Annotated in this window: 23 protein-coding genes; 15 read left to right on the top strand and 8 right to left on the bottom strand. The window is 26.9% G+C overall.

Annotation, left to right across the window (positions count from 1 at the left end):
- Window positions 1-5 precede the first annotated feature (5 nt).
- The gene (locus ACKU4C_RS12880) at window positions 6-1,001 is read left to right on the top strand and encodes a transaldolase (RefSeq protein WP_321312624.1); all 996 of its coding nucleotides are present in this window, start codon (window positions 6-8) and stop codon (window positions 999-1,001) included.
- Between the two features lie 100 nt (window positions 1,002-1,101).
- Window positions 1,102-2,454, top strand: a complete 1,353-nt coding sequence (locus ACKU4C_RS12875) for a class II 3-deoxy-7-phosphoheptulonate synthase (protein ID WP_321312623.1) — start codon at window positions 1,102-1,104, stop codon at window positions 2,452-2,454.
- Between the two features lie 37 nt (window positions 2,455-2,491).
- Here the strand turns inward: ACKU4C_RS12875 and ACKU4C_RS12870 are convergent, their stop codons facing one another.
- From ACKU4C_RS12870 to tgt, 3 genes are all read right to left on the bottom strand, one after another.
- A complete protein-coding gene (locus tag ACKU4C_RS12870) occupies window positions 2,492-2,836 on the bottom strand; it encodes an arsenate reductase family protein (protein WP_321312621.1) in 345 nt (114 codons plus the stop codon).
- A gap of 8 nt (window positions 2,837-2,844) precedes the next feature.
- Window positions 2,845-3,135, bottom strand: coding sequence for an Asp-tRNA(Asn)/Glu-tRNA(Gln) amidotransferase subunit GatC (gene gatC / locus ACKU4C_RS12865; RefSeq protein ID WP_321312619.1), 291 nt, complete (start codon window positions 3,133-3,135; stop codon window positions 2,845-2,847).
- Window positions 3,136-3,272: 137 nt separating this feature from the next.
- Window positions 3,273-4,412 (bottom strand): tRNA guanosine(34) transglycosylase Tgt, encoded by a 1,140-nt coding sequence (tgt, locus tag ACKU4C_RS12860; protein ID WP_321312618.1) that lies wholly within the window; start codon window positions 4,410-4,412, stop codon window positions 3,273-3,275.
- 130 nt (window positions 4,413-4,542) lie between these two features.
- Here tgt and ACKU4C_RS12855 point away from each other — a divergent pair, with 130 nt between their 5' ends.
- From ACKU4C_RS12855 to nhaA, 10 genes are all read left to right on the top strand, one after another.
- Window positions 4,543-6,006 (top strand): TolC family protein, encoded by a 1,464-nt coding sequence (locus ACKU4C_RS12855; protein WP_321312616.1) that lies wholly within the window; start codon window positions 4,543-4,545, stop codon window positions 6,004-6,006.
- Window positions 5,987-6,883 (top strand): PhnD/SsuA/transferrin family substrate-binding protein, encoded by an 897-nt coding sequence (locus ACKU4C_RS12850; RefSeq protein ID WP_321312615.1) that lies wholly within the window; start codon window positions 5,987-5,989, stop codon window positions 6,881-6,883. The genes ACKU4C_RS12855 and ACKU4C_RS12850 overlap by 20 nt, the downstream gene beginning before the upstream one ends.
- Entirely contained in the window at window positions 6,883-8,481 is a 1,599-nt protein-coding gene (locus tag ACKU4C_RS12845; RefSeq protein ID WP_321312613.1) for an ATP-binding protein, read from the top strand. The genes ACKU4C_RS12850 and ACKU4C_RS12845 overlap by 1 nt, the downstream gene beginning before the upstream one ends.
- Before the next feature lie 8 nt (window positions 8,482-8,489).
- On the top strand, window positions 8,490-9,350 hold the full coding sequence (locus ACKU4C_RS12840; RefSeq protein ID WP_321312611.1) for a hypothetical protein: 861 nt from the start codon (window positions 8,490-8,492) through the stop codon (window positions 9,348-9,350).
- 36 nt (window positions 9,351-9,386) lie between these two features.
- Complete coding sequence (locus ACKU4C_RS12835) at window positions 9,387-10,817, top strand: TrkA C-terminal domain-containing protein (protein WP_321312609.1); 1,431 nt, start codon at window positions 9,387-9,389, stop codon at window positions 10,815-10,817.
- Between the two features lie 8 nt (window positions 10,818-10,825).
- A complete protein-coding gene (locus ACKU4C_RS12830) occupies window positions 10,826-11,956 on the top strand; it encodes a succinyldiaminopimelate transaminase (protein WP_321312607.1) in 1,131 nt (376 codons plus the stop codon).
- Complete coding sequence (locus ACKU4C_RS12825) at window positions 11,949-12,527, top strand: hypothetical protein (protein WP_321312605.1); 579 nt, start codon at window positions 11,949-11,951, stop codon at window positions 12,525-12,527. Before ACKU4C_RS12830 ends, ACKU4C_RS12825 begins: the two co-directional genes overlap by 8 nt.
- The gene (gene murC, locus ACKU4C_RS12820) at window positions 12,527-13,828 is read left to right on the top strand and encodes a UDP-N-acetylmuramate--L-alanine ligase (protein WP_321312603.1); all 1,302 of its coding nucleotides are present in this window, start codon (window positions 12,527-12,529) and stop codon (window positions 13,826-13,828) included. The genes ACKU4C_RS12825 and murC overlap by 1 nt, the downstream gene beginning before the upstream one ends.
- A 141-nt stretch (window positions 13,829-13,969) precedes the next feature.
- Complete coding sequence (locus tag ACKU4C_RS12815; RefSeq protein WP_321312601.1) at window positions 13,970-15,943, top strand: methyl-accepting chemotaxis protein; 1,974 nt, start codon at window positions 13,970-13,972, stop codon at window positions 15,941-15,943.
- A 94-nt stretch (window positions 15,944-16,037) separates the two neighbouring features.
- The gene (gene nhaA / locus ACKU4C_RS12810) at window positions 16,038-17,225 is read left to right on the top strand and encodes a Na+/H+ antiporter NhaA (RefSeq protein WP_321312599.1); all 1,188 of its coding nucleotides are present in this window, start codon (window positions 16,038-16,040) and stop codon (window positions 17,223-17,225) included.
- On the opposite strand, the gene ACKU4C_RS12805 is transcribed toward nhaA, so the two are convergent.
- The gene (locus ACKU4C_RS12805; RefSeq protein ID WP_321312598.1) at window positions 17,222-17,992 is read right to left on the bottom strand and encodes a DNA-processing protein DprA; all 771 of its coding nucleotides are present in this window, start codon (window positions 17,990-17,992) and stop codon (window positions 17,222-17,224) included. The two genes, nhaA and ACKU4C_RS12805, sit on opposite strands and share 4 nt — an antisense overlap.
- A 168-nt stretch (window positions 17,993-18,160) precedes the next feature.
- On the opposite strand from ACKU4C_RS12805, the gene ACKU4C_RS12800 reads away from it, so the two are divergent.
- A complete protein-coding gene (locus ACKU4C_RS12800) occupies window positions 18,161-18,331 on the top strand; it encodes a hypothetical protein (RefSeq protein ID WP_321312596.1) in 171 nt (56 codons plus the stop codon).
- Between the two features lie 129 nt (window positions 18,332-18,460).
- On the top strand, window positions 18,461-18,673 hold the full coding sequence (locus ACKU4C_RS12795) for a hypothetical protein (RefSeq protein WP_321312595.1): 213 nt from the start codon (window positions 18,461-18,463) through the stop codon (window positions 18,671-18,673).
- A 6-nt stretch (window positions 18,674-18,679) separates the two neighbouring features.
- On the opposite strand, the gene ACKU4C_RS12790 is transcribed toward ACKU4C_RS12795, so the two are convergent.
- Genes ACKU4C_RS12790 through ACKU4C_RS12775 form a run of 4 tightly spaced genes read right to left on the bottom strand, consistent with a single transcriptional unit; the run spans window position 18,680 to window position 23,632 of the window.
- A complete protein-coding gene (locus ACKU4C_RS12790) occupies window positions 18,680-19,717 on the bottom strand; it encodes a divergent polysaccharide deacetylase family protein (RefSeq protein ID WP_321312593.1) in 1,038 nt (345 codons plus the stop codon).
- A 51-nt stretch (window positions 19,718-19,768) separates the two neighbouring features.
- Window positions 19,769-20,791 (bottom strand): ketol-acid reductoisomerase, encoded by a 1,023-nt coding sequence (ilvC, locus tag ACKU4C_RS12785; protein WP_321312591.1) that lies wholly within the window; start codon window positions 20,789-20,791, stop codon window positions 19,769-19,771.
- Window positions 20,792-20,836: 45 nt separating this feature from the next.
- Window positions 20,837-22,867, bottom strand: coding sequence for an ATP-binding protein (locus ACKU4C_RS12780; RefSeq protein ID WP_321312590.1), 2,031 nt, complete (start codon window positions 22,865-22,867; stop codon window positions 20,837-20,839).
- A gap of 3 nt (window positions 22,868-22,870) precedes the next feature.
- Window positions 22,871-23,632: a substrate-binding domain-containing protein gene (locus tag ACKU4C_RS12775; protein WP_321312589.1), complete on the bottom strand. Its 762-nt coding sequence runs from the start codon at window positions 23,630-23,632 to the stop codon at window positions 22,871-22,873.
- Window positions 23,633-23,731: 99 nt separating this feature from the next.
- On the opposite strand from ACKU4C_RS12775, the gene ACKU4C_RS12770 reads away from it, so the two are divergent.
- Window positions 23,732-25,582, top strand: coding sequence for an RNB domain-containing ribonuclease (locus tag ACKU4C_RS12770; RefSeq protein ID WP_321312587.1), 1,851 nt, complete (start codon window positions 23,732-23,734; stop codon window positions 25,580-25,582).

Here is a 25,582-nt window from a genome sequence, read left to right as displayed (position 1 = left end):
TAAGTATGAGTTTAAAAGAAGATATAAATTTTTCACTTTGGTGTGATTTTATAGAAAGAGATTTTTTAGAGAATAGATTTAAAAAACTAATTGAAGAGAAGATTATTTATGGGGCGACTTCAAACCCTGCAATTTTTGAATCTTCAATCTCTAATTCAGTAGCATATGGTCAGCAACTTCAAATGTTACAAGCTAATGAAGCAAAAACAATTTATGAAGAGTTGGCAATTACAGATATAAAAAGAGCAGCAGAACTTTTAAATGATTTATATATAGAAAATCAAGATGATGGATTTATATCAATAGAAGTTGATCCAGAGCTTTGCGATGATACACAAGGTACTATTGAAGAAGGGATTAGACTTAATTCTTTAATTAGTTCAGAAAATGTTATGATAAAAGTTCCTGCAACTAATGCAGGATATGAAGCAATGAAAGAATTAACTTCTCAAGGAATTAATGTAAATGCTACATTGATTTTTTCTCCTGAACAAGCAATTTCTTGTGCAAAGGCTTTAGATGAAGGGATAAAACTTTCAAATAAAGATACAAAAGCTGTAATCTCTATTTTTGTTTCAAGATTAGATAGACTATGTGATTCAGAACTTTTTGCAAAAGGATTAAAAAAGGGTCAATTAGGTGTTATGAATGCAACTAAGTGTTACCACGAAATAGAAAAGTTTGAAAACACAAATATCAGAACACTATTCGCTAGTACGGGAGTAAAAGGTGATGATTTAGAAGGTAGTTATTATATTGATAAACTTCTTTATCCAAATTCTGTAAATACAGCTCCACTAGCCACTATTGATGAGTGGTTAGAAAATGGACAAACTGAACCAAGTGAAATCCCATCTGAAGAGGTTTGTGATAAATATTTTAAAACTTTAGCTGATAATAAAATTGATATGAAAAGTAATTATGCAAAACTTTTAGAAGATGGATTAGCAGCTTTTAAAGACTCTTTTAAAGACTTACTTAACAAACTACAAAAAGATTAAATTTAAGTGTAACTTGGAAGTAACCTTTCTTGTTACACTTTTAATACTTAAGATAATTTTAGATAAAATCTACAACTATTTAAAAAATAAGGCTTAAAATATGAATAATTGGAATCCAGATAGTTGGAGAAACTTTCCAATAAAACAACAACCAATATATGATGATTTAGAAAAATTAACAAAAGTTGAGAAAGAGTTAGCAACTTATCCTCCATTAATTTTTGCAGAAGAAGCAAGAAGATTAAAAAGTCAATTAGCTGATGTTTCTAGAGGAAAAGCTTTTTTACTTCAAGGTGGAGATTGTGCTGAATCTTTTAATGCTTTTGATGCAAATAATATAAAAGATTTATTTAAAGTTATGATGCAAATGGCAGTTGTATTGACTTTTTCAGGTGGATGTCCTGTCGTAAAAGTTGGAAGGATAGCAGGTCAATTTGCAAAACCTAGAAGTTCAGACTATGAAGAGGTAAATGGAATTGCACTACCATCTTACAGAGGAGATATAATTAATGATGTAGGTTTTTCTCAAAAAGATAGAACTCCAAAGCCAAAAAGACTTCTAAAAGCTTATAATCAAAGTGCTGCTACACTAAATCTTTTAAGGGCTTTTGCAAGAGGTGGTATGGCAGATCTACATAAAGTTCATGCATGGAACTTGGACTTCGTTAAAGATAATGCTTTAGGTGAAAAATATGATCAGTTAGCAAATAAAATCTCTGAGACATTAAAATTTATGGAATCTTGTGGAATAACAAGTGAAAATACAAACCAATTAAGAGAAACAGTACTTTATACTTCACACGAAGCTTTATTACTAAATTATGAAGAAGCATTAACAAGAAAAGATTCATTAACAGATGATTGGTATGATTGTAGTGCACATATGTTATGGATAGGTGATAGAACTAGAGAATTAGATGGTGCCCATCTTGAATATTTCAGAGGTATTAAAAATCCGATAGGTTGTAAAGTTGGTCCATCTATGAAAGAGGATGAACTAATTAAACTTATAGATGCTCTTAATCCTGAAAATGAAGCAGGAAGATTAAATCTTATTGTTAGAATGGGACACGATAAGGTAGCTGATATTTTTCCTAATCTTCTTAAAAAAGTTGAGAGTGAAGGTAAAAATATTGTTTGGTCATGTGACCCAATGCATGGAAATGTTGAAAAAACGGATAATGGTTATAAAACAAGAGATTTTGCTAATATTTTAAGTGAAGTTAAACAGTTCTTCCAAATCCATAAAGCACAAGGAAGTGTAGCAGGTGGTATTCATTTAGAGATGACAGGACAAAATGTAACTGAGTGTACAGGAAGTTCAAGTTCAGCTATTACTGCTGAAGGTCTTTCTAGTAGATATCATACACAGTGTGATCCAAGATTAAATGCTGATCAATCTTTAGAATTGGCATTTATGATAGCTGAGACTTTAAAAGAAGCTAGAGCTTAGATTATATCACTGGATTTTTCCAGTGATATTTTTATTTTTATTTGAAAGTTTCTTTGTAGATATCTTCTTTGAAACCAACTAGTACATTGTTATCAAAAACTACTACAGGTCTTTTTACAAGCATTGGTTCTTTACATAACCATTCAAATTTACCATTATCATCAAGATTTAACTCTTTTAGTTTTAGGTCTCTATATTTTGCACCTTTATTATTAAAAACAGTGTCTATCCCTGCTTTATCAACCCAAAATTTTACTTCTTCAGATGAAGGTGGTTCTTTTCTTAAATCACAAAACTCAACTTCTATATTGTTGTCTTTGAAAAACTTTAGTGCACTTCTTACTGAGTTACAAGTTTTTATTCCATAAATTTTATATGACATTTTATTCCTTACTCAATAATTTTTGGAACTATAAAATACCCATCTTCAGATTGTGGTGCATGTTTTAAAATATGATTTGATAACTCTAAATCTTGTTTAGCTTCATCTTCTCTTAATGGTGTACCACCCTCAACAGTATTAAATGTTGCTTCAATATTTGAAACATCGATCTCATTTAGATTTTCAACAAAGTTGATAATATCTGCAAGTTCAGATTTAAGGTTTTCTTTTTTTGATTCTTCAATCTCTAGGCTTGATAGCTTAGCTAACTTATCTATTAGTTTGTCATCAACAGTCATTTATAATTCCTTTTAAAAGTATCCATATCAAAGATACTTGAAGTTTAATAACTACTTTTTGTTAATAAAAAGTATAAAATTGTAAAAAGAGCAATGAACAGCTCTTATAAATTGTTCGGATTATACCTAAAAAGAGGTTAAGCTTGCTCTTGCGAAACACCTCTTTTAGCATAAAACTCTTTTTTAAATTCTATCCAATTATCAGCTAAAATTGCTTCTCTAGCTTGTTTCATTAGGGTTAAATAGTAGTGGATATTGTGTAATGATGCTAATCTAAAATATGTAATTTCCCCAGCTCTAAAAAGATGGTTCATATATGCTCTTGTAAAGTTTTTACAAGTATAACAATCACATTCGGGGTCAATTGGTGCTTCATCTTCTTTGAAAGTTGCTTTTTTGATATTTACTCTACCAAAACTTGTAAAAAGTGTTCCATTTCTTGCATTTCTTGTTGGCATAACACAATCAAACATATCAACACCTCTTTCGATGTTTTCAATTAAATCTTCAGGTGTACCAACGCCCATAAGATATCTTGGTTTATCTTCTGGCATGAAATTTGTAGTCCACTCAACAGTTTCATACATATCTTGATTTGGTTCTCCAACACTTAATCCACCAATTGCATAACCATCAAAATCTGTAAGTGCACAAAGTTGCTCGGCACTTAATTGCCTAAACTCTTTATCTGTACCACCTTGGATAATTGCAAAAATATTTTGGTTTACACCTATACCACGTGATTGTTGTTCTTTATGGTAAGTTATTGCTTCTTTTGCCCATTTTGTTGTTCTTTCAATAGATTTTTTGATTCTTTCTTTTGTATTTGGTAATGCAACTAAATCATCTAAAATCATCATAATATCACTGCCTAAATCGTATTGTGTATCTAAAACACTTTGTGGAGTAAAGTAGTGTTTACTTCCATCAATATGAGATTTAAAAGTAATTCCATTTTCATCTGGCTTTGAGTTATCACTTAAAGAGAAAGCTTGAAACCCACCACTATCAGTTAAAAAGGAGTTTGGAAACTTTGAAAAACCATGCAGTCCTCCAAACTTTTTAACTAGTTTGCTACCTGGTCTTAAGTATAAATGGTAGGTGTTGCCTAAAATTATTTTTGCACCTAAACTTAACATATCATTTGCATCAAGTGCCTTCACAGTTCCTTGTGTACCAACAGGCATAAAAACAGGAGTTTGAATAGTACTATGTGCTGTTTCAATAGTACAAGCTCTTGCTTTGTGATATGACTTTCCGTCAATTTTAAATTTCATAAAATATCTTCCTTCTGTAAAAAGGAAATTATATCCAATATGTAATTTAAATCTATTTACATAAATTTGCATTATTAAATTTAAAAGGCTTAATGTTATAATTTAATTAATATTAAAAAAAGGTATTAGTTTGAAGAAGATAATTATTTCATCATTGTTATTAATAAATTCACTTATCTCAAAAGAAGTGGAAGTAGATTTAAATAAGGCTATTGATTTAGCTATACAAAATAATGCAATGAATAGAATCTCTAAGTTAAATTTACAAATGGCAGATGCCCAATATCAACAGGCATTAAGTGCAAATTATCCCAGTCTTGATGCAATTTTTTATGCAAATAGAGATAAAAATGACACTATATTTCAACAAAGAGGATATTTTACTTTATCTTCAGAATATTCAAAAATATTTGCATTAGCTAATACTTTAAATATTCCAGCAGGTGCTGCAAGAGATGCTGCACAAGCAACTATATCTGCTATGCCAGCAAATGCTTTTCCTCAAGGTCAAATTAATGCAGACATAGATAGTATTGCAAAAGGTAGAGATACTGTTGTTGGTCAACTTGAAGTAAATTACCCCTTGTACACAGGTGGAAAAATATCTTCTATTATTGAACAAGCTAGGTTAAATAAAGATATTAAAAGAGAAGCAATAAATAGAGATGAAAATAGTGTTGTTTATGATGTAAAAAAATATTTTTATGGATATGTTCTTACTAATGAATTATATAATCTAGTTGATGGTATATACTCAAATATGAAATTTAGTAGAGATTTAACAAAAGATTTTTTAGAAAATGGTACATCTTTAGAGATTAAGAAAACAGATTATTTAAATATTAAGTTACTTACCTCTTTGATTGAATCAACAAGGGCAAAAATTGATTTAAACAGGAAAATGTTAGAGGGTGCAATTGCTAATGTAATGGGACTTAAATATAATGATACTATAAAAATTGTATATGAAGAACAAAAAATACTTAAACAAAACATTGCTTTACAAGAGCTTGTAAAAGAAGCTATGAGGTTAAATCCTGATGTAAAAACTATAAATTTAGCATTAAAAATTAAAGATGAGCAAATAAAAGAAAAAAAAGCAGATTATTATCCTATGGTAAATGTTTTTGGAAATATAAGTCATACTTACAACTCATATGAATATGGTTATTTAAATGAAGATGATGAAAATAGATGGAGTATAGGGCTAGCTGTAAAAATGAATCTATTTAATGGGTTTAAAACAAAAAATGAAGTTATTGAAAAAAGAGTTGATAAAAGTATAATAAATGAAAAGAAGTTGTTTTTAGAAGATGCTGTTGCATTACAACTTAAAAATGAGTTTATAAAAAGTTCAATTGGGTTTAATCAAGTGCAAATACTCAAAGATGCAGTTAAAACTGCAAAAGAGAATAGTAAAATGAATTTTAAAGGTTATCAATATGAAATGGTTGAGGCTAGAGATTTAGTTCAATCTCAACTAATGGAAGTATATGTAAAATCTGATTATTTAAAAAATGTTCATGATTATTTACTATCTTTAGCAACAATAGATAAATTAGTGGGTAGAGAAATTGAAAACCAGACTTATTAGTCTTTTTATTTTATTATCTCTAGTAGCAAACTTTTTAAAAGCTAATGATTATTTAGATAATAATTATAGCTTTGGTGTAATAATAAGTAAATATGATAAAATACGACAAAATAAAATAAAAAGTGTTGTGACGAGAATTTCAAAACAATTTCAAACTCTAAATGAGGATAATTATTTTGTAGATGTTACTTTTTTAGATAATAATAAAAAACTCTTTGATAGTTATATTAATTACTCAAAATATAATTCAATTATTACTTATGCAAGTTTCTATTTAAGAGATAGAAAAAGGCTAAAAGAATCTTCTCAGTATTATTTTACTTTTGATTATAATAAAGAGTTTCAACAATATGTTTTACTTGTAAATAATAAATCTAATATTAAATCTATAAGAGATTTAAAAGGTAAAAACTTTTCTACCTTTGTAGCAAATGATAATTATTCGGATTGGCTTGATTATATAACCCTTAAAGAGTTACATAAACCATACAAGCAGATTGTAAAAAATATTAAAGAAGTGCAAAGTGATTCTACATTAGTTTTGGATCTTTATTTTAATAAATCAGATTTTTCTGTTATAAGAAAAAGTGCTTATAATGATATTGTAGCATTAAATCCTGCAATTAAAAAAAGAGTATCAATTCTAAAAGAATCTAAACCAATATTTCTTTTTGGATTAGGATTAATGCACAAAAATGTAAGTAAAAAGATAATTAATGGATTTGATAAAATAGTAAAAGATGGAACATTTGATAAAGACTATCAATCTTTATTAGAATTATTAGGAAATGTAAAAATTAAAAGAATATATCCAGAAGATTTATTTGAATTAGAAAAATTTTATGATGAATATATAGAACTGAAAAGAAAGTATTAATGGTAAGTATAAATAGAATATCTTTAAAAATTTTTATATCAATGTTTTTATCAATACTATTTTTTTCTGTAATATTTTCAATATATTATGTAAAAAATCAAAAAAAAGAGATTATTGATTCTATGCAATTAGAAGCAAAAAGTATTGCAAAAATGATTGTATATGTTACTTCAGATGCGATTGTTTTAAATGATGGAGCTTATATAGTAGAGTTTAATCATGAATTCCTTTCTCAACATGAATTGTTGAAATCTATTATAATCTCTAAAAATTCTAATGAATACTTTATAATAAAAAAAGATAAATGGTTATTTGAAAAGAGTATTGACAGTAGTTTTACGAAACTTGAGGGTGATACTGCAAGAGCTAAGATTATGAAAAGTAAGGTTTTAGATGAGATGGTCTTTCATTATACTTATCCAATTGTATTCTCTGCAACAAACTGGGGACATATCCATTTAAGTTTTTCATTAGAGCAATATAACAAAAGAATAACAAGTATGTATGTAAGTTTTTCTCTTTTCTTTATTGTCTTATTATTTATTACCTCTTTAGTTTCTTACTTTATAGCAAAAAGTTTTTCAAAACCAATAATTAAATTAAATGAGATTGCAAATGAGATTTCCCATGGCAATTTACAAGTAAGAAGTGACTATAAAAGTAAAGATGAATTTGGACAATTATCAAATAGTTTTAATAAAATGATTTCTAAAATACAAAGTTCTCAAGAACAGTTAAAAGAATCCCATGAAGAGCTTGAAAATAGAGTAGAGATTAGAACATTAGAGTTAAATGAAACAAATAAAAAACTTGAAGAAAAAACAATTGAATTAGAATATTTAAATAAACAATTAGACAAAAAAGTAAAAGATGAAGTGGAAAAAAGAACAGATCAAGAGAGACTACTTATCCAACAATCAAGATTAGCTGCAATGGGTGAGATGATAGGAAATATTGCTCATCAATGGAGACAGCCTTTATCTATTATAACAACAGCTGCATCAGGTATAAAAGTTGAAAAAGAGTTTGGTATCTCTTCAGAAAAAGAAGAGTTAAATAAAGTTGAAACTATTATGAAAACCTCTATATATCTTTCAAATACAATTGAAGATTTTAGTAATTTTTTTAAACCAAATAAAGAAAAAGAGAATTTTAATATTGAGACAATGTTAAAACAATCTTTAGAATTAGTTGGGGCAAGTTTTAAATATTATCATATAAGTGTAAATATAGATGTTGAAAAAGAGATAATTGTAAATGGTTTTGCAAATGAATATGCTCAAGCAATTATGAATATATTAAATAATGCAAAAGATATTTTAGTAGATAGAAGTATCCAAAACCCCACTATAGATTTAAAAATCTATGAAAAAAATGGTTTAGGTGTACTTGCAATAAAAGATAATGCAGGTGGAATTGATAATAATATTATAGATAAAATATTTGAACCATATTTTACAACAAAACATAAGTCTCAAGGTACAGGAATTGGACTTTATATGTCAAAAATGATTATTGAAGAGAATATGCAAGGAGAATTAAAAGTAGAAAATAGTAAGGATGGGGCAGTGTTTACAATATCTGTGCCAAATATATAAGGGGTATTATGAAGTTTTTTAAATTTCTTATTTTAACTTTTTTACTTACTTTAAATTTAAATGCAAAAATGACTATTAATATAGGTATGTATTATGATAGACTTTTTATAAATGATAAAAACATATCTGAAGTTGGTGCAAGACTTTGGGAAAAGTACATAAATAAAGAATATCCAGATATAAAATTAAGTATAAAGTTTTATAAAGATGAAAGAGCTCTTTTAAAAGATTATAAAGATAAAAAACTCTCTGCAATCTTATCAAATGATCTGTTTTATTTAGAAAATAAAAAATATATAAATGATTATTCTGATAAAAAATGGATTGTAAGCAGATCAAGTGAAAAATTTGAAGAGTTATATTTAATCAAAAATCAAAAATCAAAATTTACATTAAATAATCTTGAAACTCAAGAGGTTTTATATATAGATAAATATGCAAAGATATGGTTTGAGTCTTTAATTGATTTAGAATCTATAAATAATATATCTTCAAAAATAAAAAAAGTAAATAAACCCAAAAAACTATTTTATGAACCTTTTTTTAAAGAAAATAGTATTTCGATAATGTCTAAATCTATGTATGATACTATGATAGAATTAAATCCTCAAATAAAAGAAAAAGTCGAGATCATAACTAAATCAGAAAAAATCTTTTTTTTAGGAATGGGTTTTAAAAGAAAAAATATGGATAAAAAAATATCTGAAATAGCTAATAAACTTATTTCAAATATAAATAAAACGGGAGATAATTCCGAAACTACAAACTATATACAAATCCAAAATGTAAGTGAAGTAGAAGAGCATGATTTAGATAAATTAGAACTATTCTATAAAAATTTTTTAGATAAAAATATCAAAAACAAATAAGCATCTAAAATTTAGTACTTTTTGATATAATACCGTATGAAAAAAATATTAATTATTCTTGATGGTATTGTTGCAAAAAAATTAATGCAAAGAATTATAGAAACAAATACAACTGAAAACAGTTATGATGTTGTTTATATGAATGATGCAATAGTCCCGGAGCAAAAAGCATCTAATTTTACTTTTTATAAATTTGATCCAACATCAGAATCTAAGCTAGCTATGGTATTAGATAAAGATGTACACACACAAGTTTTAGTAGCATTAAACTCAAAAGATGAGATGTTAAATGTTATAAAAAATATAAAAGCTAGAAAGAAAAACCTTCCTATGGCTATACTTGATTATTGGGGAATAAATATAAAAGACCCATATGTAAATGTATACAAAGGAATAGAGGTTTTAGCTAATGGAATGGTAGAAAGACTTCCAAATATTCCTGTAATGGCACAAAATATTGGATTAAAACAGGGTGAAATCATGGAGATTAAAATCCCTTTTGGAAGTTCATATGCTTATAGATATATAGGTTCAATAGAACAAAAAGAGTGGAAAATATTTGGCCTATATAGGGGTGAAAAGCTTATAAATATAAAACCATCATTGATTTTGAAACCCAATGATGTAATATTAGTTATTGGTAAACCAGCTGTTTTAATGCAAGTTTATAATGCAATAGGAAAATCACAAGGTCAATTTCCTATGCCTTTTGGACACAACTTATATCTATATTTAGATATGTATTTACAAACAGATGAAAGAATTTTAAATGTAATTGATGAGGTTCAATTTTTACATCAAAGATTAAAAAATGGTAAATTGATTATTAGAATTACAAGGCCAACTACAGTAAGTGTACTAGAAGAGATTAAAAAAACTTTTGCTAATAATGATTCAGTTGAGTTAAAAATGGATTATCATAATTTAGGTATGGAAAAATTATTAAAAAGTGATACTAGGGCTTATGATATTGGAATGTTGATTTTAACTAATGAGATGTTTAATAATAGGAAAAAAAGTAAACATGTATTAGATTTAAAACTTCCAGTATTTAAAATCGGTGAAAACGTTGATGGAACAGGTGTAAAAAGATCAGTTGTTTTAATTAATGATGTAAACTCTTATGAGCAAATCTCACCAGTTGTATTTGATGTATCAAGTCAATTAAAAACAAAAACAAAAATTTTCAATATGGATCCTTTAGGGGAAAATAAAGATAAATCAAATCTATTAGACCATTTTGAAAATTTAGCAAAAATATTTAATGAAAAAATTGAGATTGTTTCAAATGATAAGAATCCAATTAGAGAATTAAAAAAACATACAAATATATTACAAATATTGCCATTAAAACAAAGTATGTTAAAAACAAGGCTTTCATGGCAATTTTTATATACAAACCCAGATTTAATATCTTTTGATATGGGTAATTATAATCAACTGTTAATACCAGTTATTGAAGAGTAAGGAAAAAAATGAATTTTGAGAAATATCCATTTGAAAAATTAAATGAATTATTAGAGGGTATAAAACCAAGTGATAAATATGAGTTAAGTGCCTTAACAATAGGGGAACCAAAATTTGAAACCCCAAGTTTTATTCAAGAAGAGTTAGCAAGAACCACTACTTTGTTACAAAAATATCCAGCAAGTGCAGGCTTACCTGAGTTAAAAGATGCAATGAGAAACTTTGTTAAAAATAGATTTAATGTAGATTTGGAAAATGAACAAATTATTCCTACTTTTGGTACAAGAGAGGTACTTTTCAACTTCCCACAATTTGCACTATTTGATAAAAAAGACCCAACTATAGCATTTACAAACCCTTTTTATCAAATATATGAGGGTGCTGCAATTGCAAGTAGAGCTAAAGTGATACATATTGATTTAACTTTAGAAAATGACTTTAAAGCTCAATTAAGTGATGATGAGTTAAAAAAATGTGATTTGGTAATCTTAAACTATCCAAATAATCCAACTTCTGCTGAGATGACAAAAGATGAATTAGCCCTTTGGGTTAAAAAAGCTTTAGAGTTTAATTTTATATTGGTAAATGATGAGTGTTATTCTGAGATATATTTTGATGAAAGTGATAAACCTGCTTCATTATTAGAAGCTAGTTTAGCAGTTGGAAACACTGAATTTAAAAATGTATTAGTTATGAATTCAATTTCAAAAAGAAGCTCAGCTCCTGGTTTAAGAAGTGGATTTATAGCAGGAGATGCAAAAATATTAAAAGAGTATATGAAGTATAGGACTTATGTAGGGTGTGCTTCACCTGTGCCTTTACAAAAAGCAGCAACTGTAGCTTGGAATGAATCATCACATGTTGATGCATTTAGAAAAATTTATAAGAAAAATTTCCAATTAGCAAAAGAGATTTTAGGAGTTAATCCTCCAAAAGCTACTTTTTATATTTGGTTAAAAGTTGATGATGAGTTGGAGTTTACAAAAAAACTTTTTGAAGAGAAACATATAAAAGTTTTACCAGGAAGTTTTTTAGGAAGAAATGGTATTGGAAAAGGGTATGTAAGAATTGCTCTTGTTGAAAATGAAAATAAAACTAAAGAGGTATTAGAAAGATTGAAGGATTTTATAGATGGATAAAAAGCAACTTCAAGAAGCAAGAACAAATCCAGATTTTCTAAAATATTTAGAAAAAACAAGAGTGGACGCAATAAATACAAAAAATATTTCAGCTTTGTATGAGGTTTTAGATTCATTTTTAATTTTAGATTTAGATGAAGAAAAAATAAATGAGATATATCAAAATATTTTACAAATATCTTTTGAAAATGTAGAAGAGATTATCAAAAAAAGAAAATTAAACCTTGAAGATGATGATTTATATTTTACAAGAGCATTTTATGAGCATGCAATTGAAAGATGGAGCTATGAAAATTTACAAGGTGCAAAGGAATTACTTTTTGTTTTATCAAATATTGTTGATGATGAAAAACTATGTAAAGGGTTACAATCACATATAATTGCACTGTCAAAAGGGATTGATTTAGATACTTTTTATGAAAAAGAAGTTGATTTAAGTAATACAAATGATGAGGAAAAGTATGGGTATTTTATTACAAATTTTATATATAATTTAAACGAACATATAAATAATAATACAGATATTTTAGAAAAAGAATATAAAGAATTAAAACATTTATTAGGAAATTAATGAAAGTACATTTTATAGGAATAGGTGGAATAGGCCTTTCTGCATTAGCTAGATTTTTAAATTATGATGGTCATGAAGTAAGTGGCTCAGATATGAAAAGTTCCCCAATCACTTTAGAATTGGAAAAAGAAGGAATAAAAGTATCATCTCCTCAAGATGCAAAAAATATTTCAGAAGATTTTGATTTAGTTATATATTCAGCAGCAGTTACAGATGAAAATCCAGAATTAATTGAAGCAAGATTAAAACAAATAAGAACTTTGTCAAGAAAAGAGGCTTTACCGATTGTATTAGGTGATAAAAAGAATTTTTGCGTAGCAGGAGCTCATGGAAAATCAACAACAACTGCAATATTAGCTTCAATAATGCAAAGTTCAACTTTAATAGGTGCTATCTCAAAAGATTTTGGTTCAAATTTTAGATATGTAAATGATTTAGTTTGTTTTGAAGCAGATGAGTCGGATGCTTCTTTTCTTTTGTCAAATCCATATTGTTCTATTGTTACTAATGCAGAACCAGAACACATGGAGTATTACCATTATGATTATGAAAAATTTTATGAAGCTTATAGAAAATTTATAGAGTTGGGAACTAAAAGAGTTTTAAACGGTGAAGATGAACATATTCAAAAATTAGATATCAAAGATGCAGATTTTTTATATCCAAGTTGTGATATTAAAAATTTATCATATCTTTTAAAAGATGGAGAGCCTTGTACTAAATTTGATTTAAAAGATTTAGGTTCTTTTGAAGTGTGGGGCTTTGGTTATCATATTGCAGTTGATGCTTCATTGGCAATATTAGCAGCTTTAAATGAACTTGATATTGAAACTATTAGAAAAAATATAACTTACTACAAAGGGATTAAAAAAAGGTTTGATTTAGTTCAAAAAAATGAAAATTTTGCATTAATTGATGATTATGCACATCATCCAACTGAAATTGAGGCTACTATGAAGTCAGTTGAGTTATACGATAACCTTACAAATATAAATAAAAGAGTAGTTATTTGGCAACCACATAAATATTCTAGAACAAATGATAACTTAGAGGGTTTTAAAAGATGTTTTAGAAGATGTGATGAATTGATTATTTTGCCAATTTGGACAATTCCCGGAGAGCAAGTAATAGAGATAGATTTCGAAAAAGAATTTGCTCAATATAAGCCTATATTTGCAGATAAGCTTAAAACTTCAAAAGGAAAAGTTGAATTAATTAAAGATGAAAAAATAATTAAAACAATTGATTCTGGAATAATTTTAGGAGTTGGTGCTGGGGATATAACTTATCAACTTAGATAAGAAATAACATTTTTATGTTATTTCTTATTACTTTTGTTACTTTTTTGTTTAAAATATAATTTTTTTATAATTTTTCGTTAATTAATTTAATATCTAATATGCTATTATTGATATAATAGTCAATGAACCTAGGGGGGACGTATGTTAAAAAATTTTAGTACAAAGATAAAATTAATGCTTGTACCAATTGTTTATGTTTTAATTGTGACAATAGTTACAATCATCTTTACATATTATAATAATCTTGTAAAGTTTAGAATAGAATCAGCAGTACAAACAGAAGTTTTTATTCAACAAGTGTTGAAGGGTAGAATAGCTGTTTATCAGTTTTTGCGTGCACCATCTGATGCAAACGCACAAAATGTTGTTGTAAGTTTTAAAGAACTTGATAAAAATGTATCTGATTTAAGAGAAAATGTTAGTCAAGAATCAAATAAAAAGCTATGTGACAATATCTTAAAAGAGTCGTCAAATTATATAAAATACTTTAATCAATTTTCAAAACAGAGAATAATAGATTATGAAAATGGTATTTTAAAAGAATCTGAAGAGTTAAAACCAATAATTAGTAAGATGGTTAATTCAGGTTTAAAGCTTGAAGAGGAACTAAAAAAGATAAATAATAGTGCTCAAGAGTTAAGAGATGATGCAGAATCTACTATGAATAGTATTCTAATCGGTATTGTTATTGTTTCAGTTCTTATATTTGTTATCTTCTCGATAATGTTATCAAATATTATTATTGGTTCAATTGAAAAATTTAAAGATGGTTTAGCTTCATTTTTTGCATTTATAAATAGAGAGAGTGAAGATAGTAAATTATTAGAGATTGATGGTAAAGATGAATTTGCTTTAATGGCACAATCTGTGAATGAAAGTATAGAAAAAACAAAAAAAGGTTTATTAAAAGATAATGAAACTGTAAAAGAGGTTTTATCTATAGTAGAAAAAGCAAATCAAGGATATTTGAATAATCTTGTTAAAAGTGAGCCAAATAATCCACAATTGGTTCAATTATGTAGTGCTTTAAATACAATGTTAAGTGGTATAAAAGATAAAATTGATTCAATAAATGTTGTTTTATCAGAATTTAGTAATTATAATTTTACAAGAAAAATTGATGCTAAAAATGTTGAAGGTGATATTAAAAAACTTTTAGAGAGTCTAAATTTCTTAACAGATGAGATATCTAATCTGTTAAAACAATCATATACTATAGGGTTAACTCTTGATAATTCATCAGATAAATTAATAGTAAATGTAGATACATTAAATAAAAGTTCAACTGAGGCAGCAGCTTCATTAGAAGAAACAGCAGCAGCTCTTGAAGAGATTACAAGTACAATTGTAAATAATGCTGAAAATGTACAACTTATGAGTGATTATGCAGATAATCTAAGTAACTCTGCACAAACAGGACAAACTTTAGCCCAAAATACTACTAAAGCTATGGAAGATATTACTGATCAAGTAAATTCGATTAATGAAGCAATATCAGTAATTGATCAAATTGCATTCCAAACAAATATTCTTTCATTAAATGCTGCTGTTGAAGCTGCTACAGCTGGTGAAGCTGGAAAAGGTTTTGCTGTTGTTGCTCAAGAGGTTAGAAATTTAGCTTCTAGATCTGCTGAAGCTGCTAAAGAGATTAAAGATTTAGTTGAAAATGCTACAACTAAAGCTTCTCAAGGAAAAGAGATTAGTAATCAAATGATTTCTGGATATGAAGAATTATTAGTAGATATTAGTAAATCAACTGAAAAAATATCAGAGATTGCAAATGCTAGTAAAGAACAAGAACAAGGTATTACTCAAATTAATGATGCTGTTAATCAGTTAGACCAACAAACTCAGCAAAATGCACAAATTGCAACAGAAACGCATGACATTGCAGTTGAAGCTGATACTATAGCAAAAGAGATAGTAGCAGATGCACAATCAAAAGAGTTCTTAGGGAAAAATGAAGTAAAAGCAAGAACTAATACTTCACAAACTAAAAAAGAGTTTACATCATTTGATAAAAAAGTTACACCTAGAAAAGAGGAAACAAAAAAAGTTTCAAATAATGAGATAAAAAGCAATACAAAAGATGATGATGAATGGGAAAGTTTTTAAGATTAAATAAAAAATAATTTCTCATAATTAATACTTCTCTTAGAAATAAAATTGTATTTTGTATTTATAAAATACAATTTTATTAGGAGAAGTTGTGAAAATCTTAGTAAAAAAATATATTAAAAAAGAATCTACTTCAGGTATTATTTTAATTTTTGCAACAATTGCGGCACTTATTTTAAATAATTCTTCTTTTTCTGAATACTATACTTCTATACTTGAAACTCAAATTACATTTAAAGTTGGACATATACTTGATATTGATAAACCACTGATTTTGTGGATAAATGATGGACTTATGGCAGTATTTTTTCTTCTAATTGGTTTAGAAATAAAAAGAGAAGTTATTGCTGGACATTTATCAACTCCAAGTAAAATAGCTCTTCCTGCTATTGCAGCTTTAGGGGGAATGATTGTTCCCGCATTTATATATTTTATTTTTAATTATGGGGATGATTACTCTTTACAAGGATGGGCAATTCCTACTGCAACAGATATTGCATTTGCTTTAGGAATTTTATCTCTTTTAGGTAGAAGAATTCCTGTATCTTTAAAAATATTTTTGATGGCATTGGCAATATTTGATGATTTAGGTGCAATTTTGATTATTGCATTTTTTTATACAAATGATTTATCTTTTCATGCAATCTCTTTAGCTGGAATATGTATATTGATGCTATTTGTTTTAAATAGATTTAAAGTTACAAGATTGGGATTTTATTGGATTTTTGGAATATTACTATGGATATTTGTATTAAAATCAGGTGTACACGCGACACTTGCAGGGATTATAGTTGCATTTTGTATCCCTTTACATGCAGTAAATGAAAAAAGAAAATTGGTATCTCCTGCTAAATCTTTACAGCACCATATACATTATTGGGTTGCATTTTATATTTTACCTTTATTTGCATTTGTTAATGCAGGTGTAGATTTAAGTAATGTATCAATAGATAAAATGTCAAATCCCACTGCATTAGGGATTATTTTTGGTCTATTTATAGGTAAACAGCTTGGAGTTTTTGTTTTTTCTTATTTGGCAATTAAATACAATCTCGCAAAACTTCCTAAGTGTTCAACATTGGCGCAGTTATATGGTGTATCAGTATTAACTGGGATAGGTTTTACTATGAGTTTATTTATTGACAGCCTTGCTTTTGAAAATAGTCATCAGTTTTTTTATACAGATAAATTAGGAATTTTAATAGGTTCTTTTCTTTCTGGAGTTTTAGGATATTTTATCTTACGATTTATAAAGGGAAAAAGAAGATGTTCTATTTAAATAGGTTTAACTAAACCATTTTCTATAACTATTTTACCTTCTAATTCAAGTTGAAATATTTTGTCTTTATATAATCTAAGTGCATCTTGATATGATGGAAAAGTATTTAAAAAACTACTAAGTTTTTCATCTTCACTTTTTTTTATTTTACCAAAGTTATTTACAAAATCTTCTAGATTATATATGGGCTTGATTAGATTTTTTTCAAGCAACTTTTGTGTACCTAGACTATCATCTATCTGGTGAGGTATAGTATAAACCTCTTTCCCCATTTTTAATGCATAATTTATTGATGATAAAGTTCCACTATTTAAATCTGCTTGAGTGACAATTAATATTTCACCTAAGGCAACCACAAGTTCATTTCTTTGTACAAATGTATAATTTCTAGGTTTTTGTGTATCTTGATACATACTTAAAACTAAACCTTCATTTTCAATTGAAGAGATTAGTTTACTGTTAACAGCTGGGTATTTTATATCTAAACCATTTGCCATAACAGCTATTGTGTTATTTGGGGATGCTGCTTTATGGGAAATCGCATCTACGCCTAATGCTGCACCACTTACAATAATTATGTCTCTTTTTGCAAGTTCATTTGCAAGTTTAAAGGTAGTTTTATTTGTGTATGATAAGGGTTTTCTGCTCCCTACTATAGATACTTTTCTTTTTTTTAATAAATTTAGATTTCCTCTATAATAGATATTTTCTGGATATCTACTCATATGTTCTAATTCTTCAATTCTATCATTATATTCTTTTGTCATAATAAACCTTATAATTATAAAAATTATATTTTAAATATCCTTATATATATAATAAATTAAAATGAAAACATAAATTTAATAGTATATTTAATAATTATTATAGATATTATATTGGTTTAAGTTTTATATTGTTATTATTTTGATAATTAATATCAAAAAGGAGAGGGTATGTCTGATTTAATGATTAAAAGGGAAGTAAGAAGATACTTGAAAACTTCAGTATGCGGGGTAGATCCAAAAATGGTTTGCTCAATTGTAAAACTATTTAGAATGAAATATGGTAATGTTGATCAAAAACATATTGCTTCAATTGCAACAAAACTGATTAATGAGTATTAATAATATAATCCATAAAAAGGATAAATATGGAATCTGAAAAAAAGCTAGATATTAAACTTTTACAAAAAAGATTTGATAATCTTAAAAAAGAGATTTTAAAAGATGAGATAAAAAAGGATAAAAATAAAAATGGTATTTGAGAATGATTATAATGCTTTTATGAGATCAATTTATTTAAATGATGCGATTGGTGGTGAAAAAATTATTTCAGCTAGTGATACAAAAAACAATTTTATAGTAGATGCTATAAATGATTTTGGTGAGTTAAGGGTAAAAACATTTATGAGAGATTTTAAAAGTAGTGGACTTAAAATAAGTCTTTCTAAGTATTTAGATATTTAAAATAAATTAGTTCAATAAAGAAGGCAATTGATTTAGATGTATCATATCTAATCCATCTAATAAAAATTTAGATTCTTTTAAAGTTTTTATTGTGATTGAATGGGGATGGCAAATTGCAATTGCAGAACCATTTTTCTTGGCAATATTGATTGCTTTCTTTAATTGTCCTTGAATATACTTAAAATCTTGTTCATTGTCTAAAAAAACATTTCTTGAGATATATGGCATATTATATTTTTTAGCCATTTTTTTAGCCACACTTTTACTGGTTGTACGACTATCTACAAAAATAAAATCATATTTTTTTAAAGCTTTAAATAGATAATCCATAGCTTGTTCATTTGCTGTAAATTTACTTCCTGTATGATTGTTAGTGTATTTTGCATTTGGATACAATTTTCTTATTTGGGCAATTCTTTTTTCTACCTTTTCGTAAGAATCATTTACATGTAGAGTACTAGTTTCTTCATTTTTAAATACTCTAGCTTCAAGAGGAAGGTGAATCATATAAAATGGTAAATCTTTTGTAATTTTTGCAGAATTAGGATGTCTTTTTGTTGGAGGCATTACAGATAAAGTAGTAGTATATCCTATATCCTTGATTTTATTTATTTGATATTCTGTTGTAACATCATCAAAAATAATTGCAAGCTTAGGTTTGTTTGTAGTTATTACTTTAGGTTTTTCTTCAGTTCTTTTGTTGTCTTCTTTTTTCTTTATTGTTTTTATTTCTTCTGTGTCAGAATACTCTTTATAAAAATCTTTTGTATATTCTTCAAATTTATCTTTTTTGATTTTTTCTATTTGTTCAAAATATTTATCAAATTCATCATTTGTTTCTTTTACTTTTTTTTCAATATTTTTTACTACTTTAGGGATCTCTTTTTTAGTCTCTTTTAATTTATTTGTATCAATTGTATATATTAAAAAACCAATTGCTATAAGCAGTAATATAATTATGAATAAAAGAAAGTTTATTAACTTAATATTACTCTTATTAGTTTTTGTATTTTTTCTTCTAGTAGTTTTTTTTCTTTTTGTCATGAAAATTTAGTAGATTTAAAGTAAGGTTTAAACCTTACTTTAAATAAATTTTTAGTTTTTGTCTTGGTCTACAATTTTATTTGAAGCAATCCAAGGCATCATAGCTCTTAGTTTTTCACCAGTTTGCTCAATTCTTGAAGCTCTTGAATTTTTTCTTTCAGCATTCATTCTTGGGTATCCAGCTTGACCTTCTAAGATAAAGTCTTTAGCAAATACACCATTTTGAATCTCTTTTAAGATTTGTTTCATAGCCGCTTTAGACTCATCATTGATAACTCTAGGTCCAGAAACATAATCTCCATATTCAGCAGTATTTGAAATAGAATATCTCATATCTGCAATACCACCTTCATACATTAAGTCAACGATTAATTTTAATTCGTGTAAACACTCAAAGTATGCCATTTCTGGAGCGTATCCAGCGTCAACTAAAGTTTCGAAACCAGCTTCAACTAATGCAGTAGCTCCACCACATAATACAGCTTGCTCTCCAAAAAGGTCAGTCTCTGTTTCGTCTTTGAATGTAGTTTCAATGATACCAGTTCTACCACCACCGATTGCAGAAGCGTAAGCTAAAGCAACATCTTTAGTATCTCCTGATGGATCTTGGTGAATAGCAATAAGGTCAGGAATCCCTCCACCTTTAGTAAACTCAGATCTTACTGTGTGACCTGGAGCTTTAGGCGCAACCATCATTACGTTAATATTTGCTGCTGGAGCAATTCTTCCATAGTGAATATTAAAACCATGTCCAAATGATACATAAGCACCATCTTTTAAATTAGCTTTAATCTCATTTTCATAGATATCAGCTTGATTTTCATCTGGTAATAAAATCACAACAACATCAGCAGCTGCAGTAGCTTCAGCTACAGTTTTAACTTCAAAACCTTTTGCTTCTGCTTTTGCCCATGATGAACCACCTTTTCTAAGACCAACAACAACTTCAACACCTGAATCTCTTAAGTTTTCAGCGTGTGCATGCCCTTGTGATCCGAATCCGATCATAGCAACTTTTTTTGATTTTATTAATTCGATATTACAATCTTTATCGTAGTAAACATTTAATGCCATTTATAGTTCCTCTAGTAAATTTTGTTGGATTATATCTAAATAAAGTTAAATCTTAGGTAATTCTATTTTAAAACAAGCACCATTATAAATTTTATTTTCATATTCAAAACTCTGATTGCTTGCACTTAATAAGCCTTTTACATTTTTTTCAATGATATATTTACTCATATAAAGACCTATTCCTGTTCCTTGAGATTTATGTTTTGTAGTAAAATATGGGTCAAATATTTTTAATAAAACATTATCGTCTATTCCACCTGCACTATCAGTTATCTCAATATTTATATTTTTATCATTTTCATCAATTTTAATTTTTACAATTTTTTCTTTGATTGTTCTTTCTATTAAAATATCTTTTGCATTTGTTAAGATATTTAATAAAGCTTGTGATAATTCATTTGGATAGCCAGTTATCTCATATTTATCTTTTTTTGATTCAAAAACAATATTTATTGAATGGTTTTTGTATACGGCACTTGTTATAGAGGTTGCATTATTTATTACATCAATAATATTGTATTTAACTAATTTTTTATCTTGGTTAAAAAAGCCTCTAAAATCTTCAATTGTTTGATTAAGAAATTTTACATATTTTACAATAGAGTTATGACAATTATCAATATCTTTTTCACTTGCAATTTTAAGTTCCCTTTGCAGTTGTATTGATGTAACAGTTGTTAATATTGCAGATAAAGGTTGTCTCCATTGGTGGGCAATATTTGCAATCATCTCACCTAATGCTGCAAATCTTGATTGTTGGATTAAGGCTCTTTCTTTGTCTCTGTTTTTTTTAACTTCCTCTTCAACTCTCTGTTCAAGATTTTCATTAAGTATTTGTAGTTCTTTTGTTTTTTCATCTACAATCTCTTCAAGATTTTCATTAAGTTTTTTTAACTCTTTTTGTATTCTCATCTCTTCAGTTATGTCATTTAAGGTAACAATAACAATACTATTATCTTTGTCTAATTGTTTCATTGTTGCAGTTATTGAAAAGTAGTGTATTTTATCTTTTTTAGAAATTGCCACTTTATGTAAAATATTTGGATTTTCAATTATATTTTCATACCAAATCATATTTTTGTAAATTCTATCAGTAATAAATTCATCACCTAAGTTTTCATGTTCTTCAAAAAAATCACATATACATAAATGGTTTCTTTTAAAGTCATCAAAGTTATCATAGTTGTCAAAGAAATTGATTAATGCTTCATTTGCATCAATCATCTTTTCTCCATCACTAACAATTACAATACTCTCTTGTGAATCTAGTGTTCCCCTTGTAAACTGTTCTTGTCTTTGTAAAAGATTAGTATTTTTGTTGATTTGAATTGCTATAATTGTTCCTAGAAGAATTGCAAATAATATAAAGTTTATTATTAAGAAAAACTCTAAATTTGTATATTGATTTTTTTGTTCTATAAGTTTTTTTTCTATTTTTTCTAATTCAAGATTTCCTTCAAAAAGTAGTCTATTGGCATTTTCAGTTATTCTTATAAAAAAAGCAGGAGTTCTTTTGTAAAATCTCTTTATTGTTCTGTTTTGAAGCATAAAATTTTCAATGTCATTTGATTCGCTATTATCTATTTGTTCAATTATCAATAAATTAATCTCTTTTATTATTTTTTTTAATTCTTGAATTTTGGGTGCTAATTCTATAACTTCTAAAGATGGAGTGTTATCTATTTTTTTATAAATCACTAGTTTTGTAGAGTTATAGTGCCCTTCAATATTTAATTTGATAACTCTTTCTAGCTTTCCCCCTTTATCTAATACATTTAAACATTTTTCAATAAATTTTATTTTTTCATCTAGTCTTTTATTTACTCCTTCAAGACTTTTTTTGCTAGTTACAGTTGTAGCTAATTCATAAAAATCAGATCTTATTTTATATATATCATTTATAATAAATTCACCAATCTCTATTTTTGCTTTTAAATTTTCAGTTTTTTTATCTAAATCATCTATTAAATGAAGAAAAAAACTATGTAAAGAAACTAAAACAACCATTCCCATCACAAAAATAGCTATTAATAAAATAAGATGCTTTAATGTTTTATTTATTTTTGCTTTAATCAATGTCTACCTAACAAAACCATATTTTTTCATAATTTTTTGACCTTTTTTTGAACTTGCGAAATCAATAAATGCCCTTGCAATTTTTTTATTCTTTGAAAATTTTAAAAGTGAAATAATCAACTTTTTCTTAGATGCTAGCTTTTCAGGTAAAGGAACAATATCTATATATTTTGAATTTTCATTCCAAAATGCTGTAGCTCTCCAATTGATAGTTAAATTAGCTTCATTTTCAATTAGAGCACGATTTAAATTTCTAGAATCAGTCCCTATAAATATAGAGTTATCATAGGCTTTATTTAAAAATGATTTATCTTTATATTTTAAAAATATCTTCTTTGTCTCTCGACCAATACTTCCTGCTTCCGGATTACAAAGAATTGTTTTAATATTTTTATTAACAAAACTATCTAAACTTTTTATATTTAAGGGGTTTCCTTTTCTCACAAAAATTGCAGCTTGATTAAAACCTATCTCTACACCTTCTAGTAGGTATCCATCTTTTAAATTATTTATTCTATAAGATGCACTTCCTGGCAGATATAAATCACCTTTTTGGGAATATTTTAAAGATTCGTACAGGTCTTTTGAACTTCCTTGTGAAACTTTTATTATGCAGTTGTATTTTTCTTCAATTATTTTTGCAATCTCTTTCATTGGTTTAACCATCGTTACACCTGAATATAAAATAAGAATTGGCTTATTTGCATAAAGATTAATAGAAAATATAAATGTTAAGAGTAATGAGAGTATGATTTTATTGAACAAAATACTCCTCCTTCTGTTAGGGTATATTTTGTGATATATAACTATATAATATTAGCAAAAGTTATATTAAAATATATAAATAGTTTAAAGGTTTAAGATTTGTTTAATGAATTATTTCAAAAGATACAACAACATATAAAAGATTTTGATGAACAAGAGATAGAGATATTGAAAGGTTTTATGAAAGATGGTTTTATTATAAAAAATGAAACATATGAAATAAACTCTAAATATAGAGTTGGAATAGTAAAAATAGAAAAGAATAAAGCTATTCTTTGTGATTTACTTAATGAACATAAAAATATAAATTTAGATTTCGAACATTTAAATGGTGCATATGATGGGGATTTAGTCCTTGCAAAAAGGGTCTTTAATCCAAGAAGTAAAATAAAAGCAAAAGTGGAAAAAGTTTTTTCAAATAGTAAAAAAAGTGAAATATTAGTTTATATAAAAGATAGAAATTATTTTACAATAAAAGAGTCAATAAAACTTCAAGCAAAAGTTGATAAAAACTTAGCTGAAGGAGATATTTTATTAATAGATAGTAAAAGTTTTGAAGTATTAAAAAACTTTGGAAATATAAGTGACAATAGAGTTGATGAGATAATATCTCTACATTTGTATTCAGAAGATTATAGGGTTAATACAAAAATTGAAGTTGAAGCTAAGATGGATGATATAAAACAAAGAGTAGATTTAAGAGATTTACCTTTTTGTACAATTGACCCTAATACTGCCAAAGACCATGATGATGCGATATATTTTGATTGGGAAAATGCAGTTTTATATGTAGCGATAGCCGATGTTTCATATTTTGTAAAAGAGGGAAGTGCATTAGATGAATTAGCATATAAAAAATCTATGTCTGCATATTTGCCTTCAAAAGTTTTACCAATGTTGCCAAATGAGTTAAGTGAAGATTTATGCTCTTTAAAAGAGGGTGTTGATAGATACTCATATGTATTTAAAATATATTTAGATTTAGAGAAATCTGAAGTGAAAAAATCAGAACTTTTTGAAGCACTTATAAACTCACACAAGAAATTTTCATATGGTAGAATTGATAGAGTATTAGAAGAGAAGTTTGATACTTTTACTCAAACTGAGAAAAATATCTTTGATTATATTTTACCACTATATGAGGTTACAAAAGCATTTAGAAAAAAAAGGCTTGTAAAGGGATATGATTTTAGAAGTAGTGAGCATAGACTAAAATTAAAAAATGGAGATATTCAAAGTGTAGAGATAGAGAGATCATCTGCTTCACATCAACTAATAGAAGAGTGTATGCTTTTAGCAAATATTGAAGCTAGTAAAAAAGTTAATAGTGTAGGAATTTTTAGAATACACGAAGAGCCACCATTTAAAGCCATATCAAAACTTGTAGATGAAGTAAATGCTTTAGGTGTAAAAGTAAAATTGCAAAACGATGTTCATACTACAATCACACATATACAAGAAAAAGCAAATAAAACGACTTTGCGTGAGGAGATTGATGAACTCATTATTCATTCGCAAACTCAAGCAAAATATAGTTCTAAAAACTTAGGACACTTTGGACTAGGGTTTGCTTCATATTCTCATTTTACAAGTCCAATTAGAAGATACTCTGATTTAGTTTTACATAGAATTTTAAAAACAAAACAAACTCCAAAAGATATAGATGTTATATGTGAATATATCTCTACGCAAGAGAGAAAAATAGATCAAATGGTTTGGGACTATGAAGATAGAAAATATGCAAGATGGGCTTTAAAAAATATAGGAAAAGAAGTAAAAGCAAAAATCACTGATACAGAAAGGGGAATAGCAGTTACTTATTCAGAAATTAGTGGAGCTAAAATATATCTAGATAATTACAAAGGGCAAGTACTTTTTAGTAAAATAAGAGTAATTCTTAAATCAAGTGATTTAATCTCTAAAAAGATAATAGGAAGTGTGAGGTACTAG

The organism is Halarcobacter sp. (genome assembly GCF_963676935.1).
Classification (GTDB): domain Bacteria; phylum Campylobacterota; class Campylobacteria; order Campylobacterales; family Arcobacteraceae; genus Halarcobacter.
This window is presented reverse-complemented; position numbering and strand designations above follow the sequence as displayed.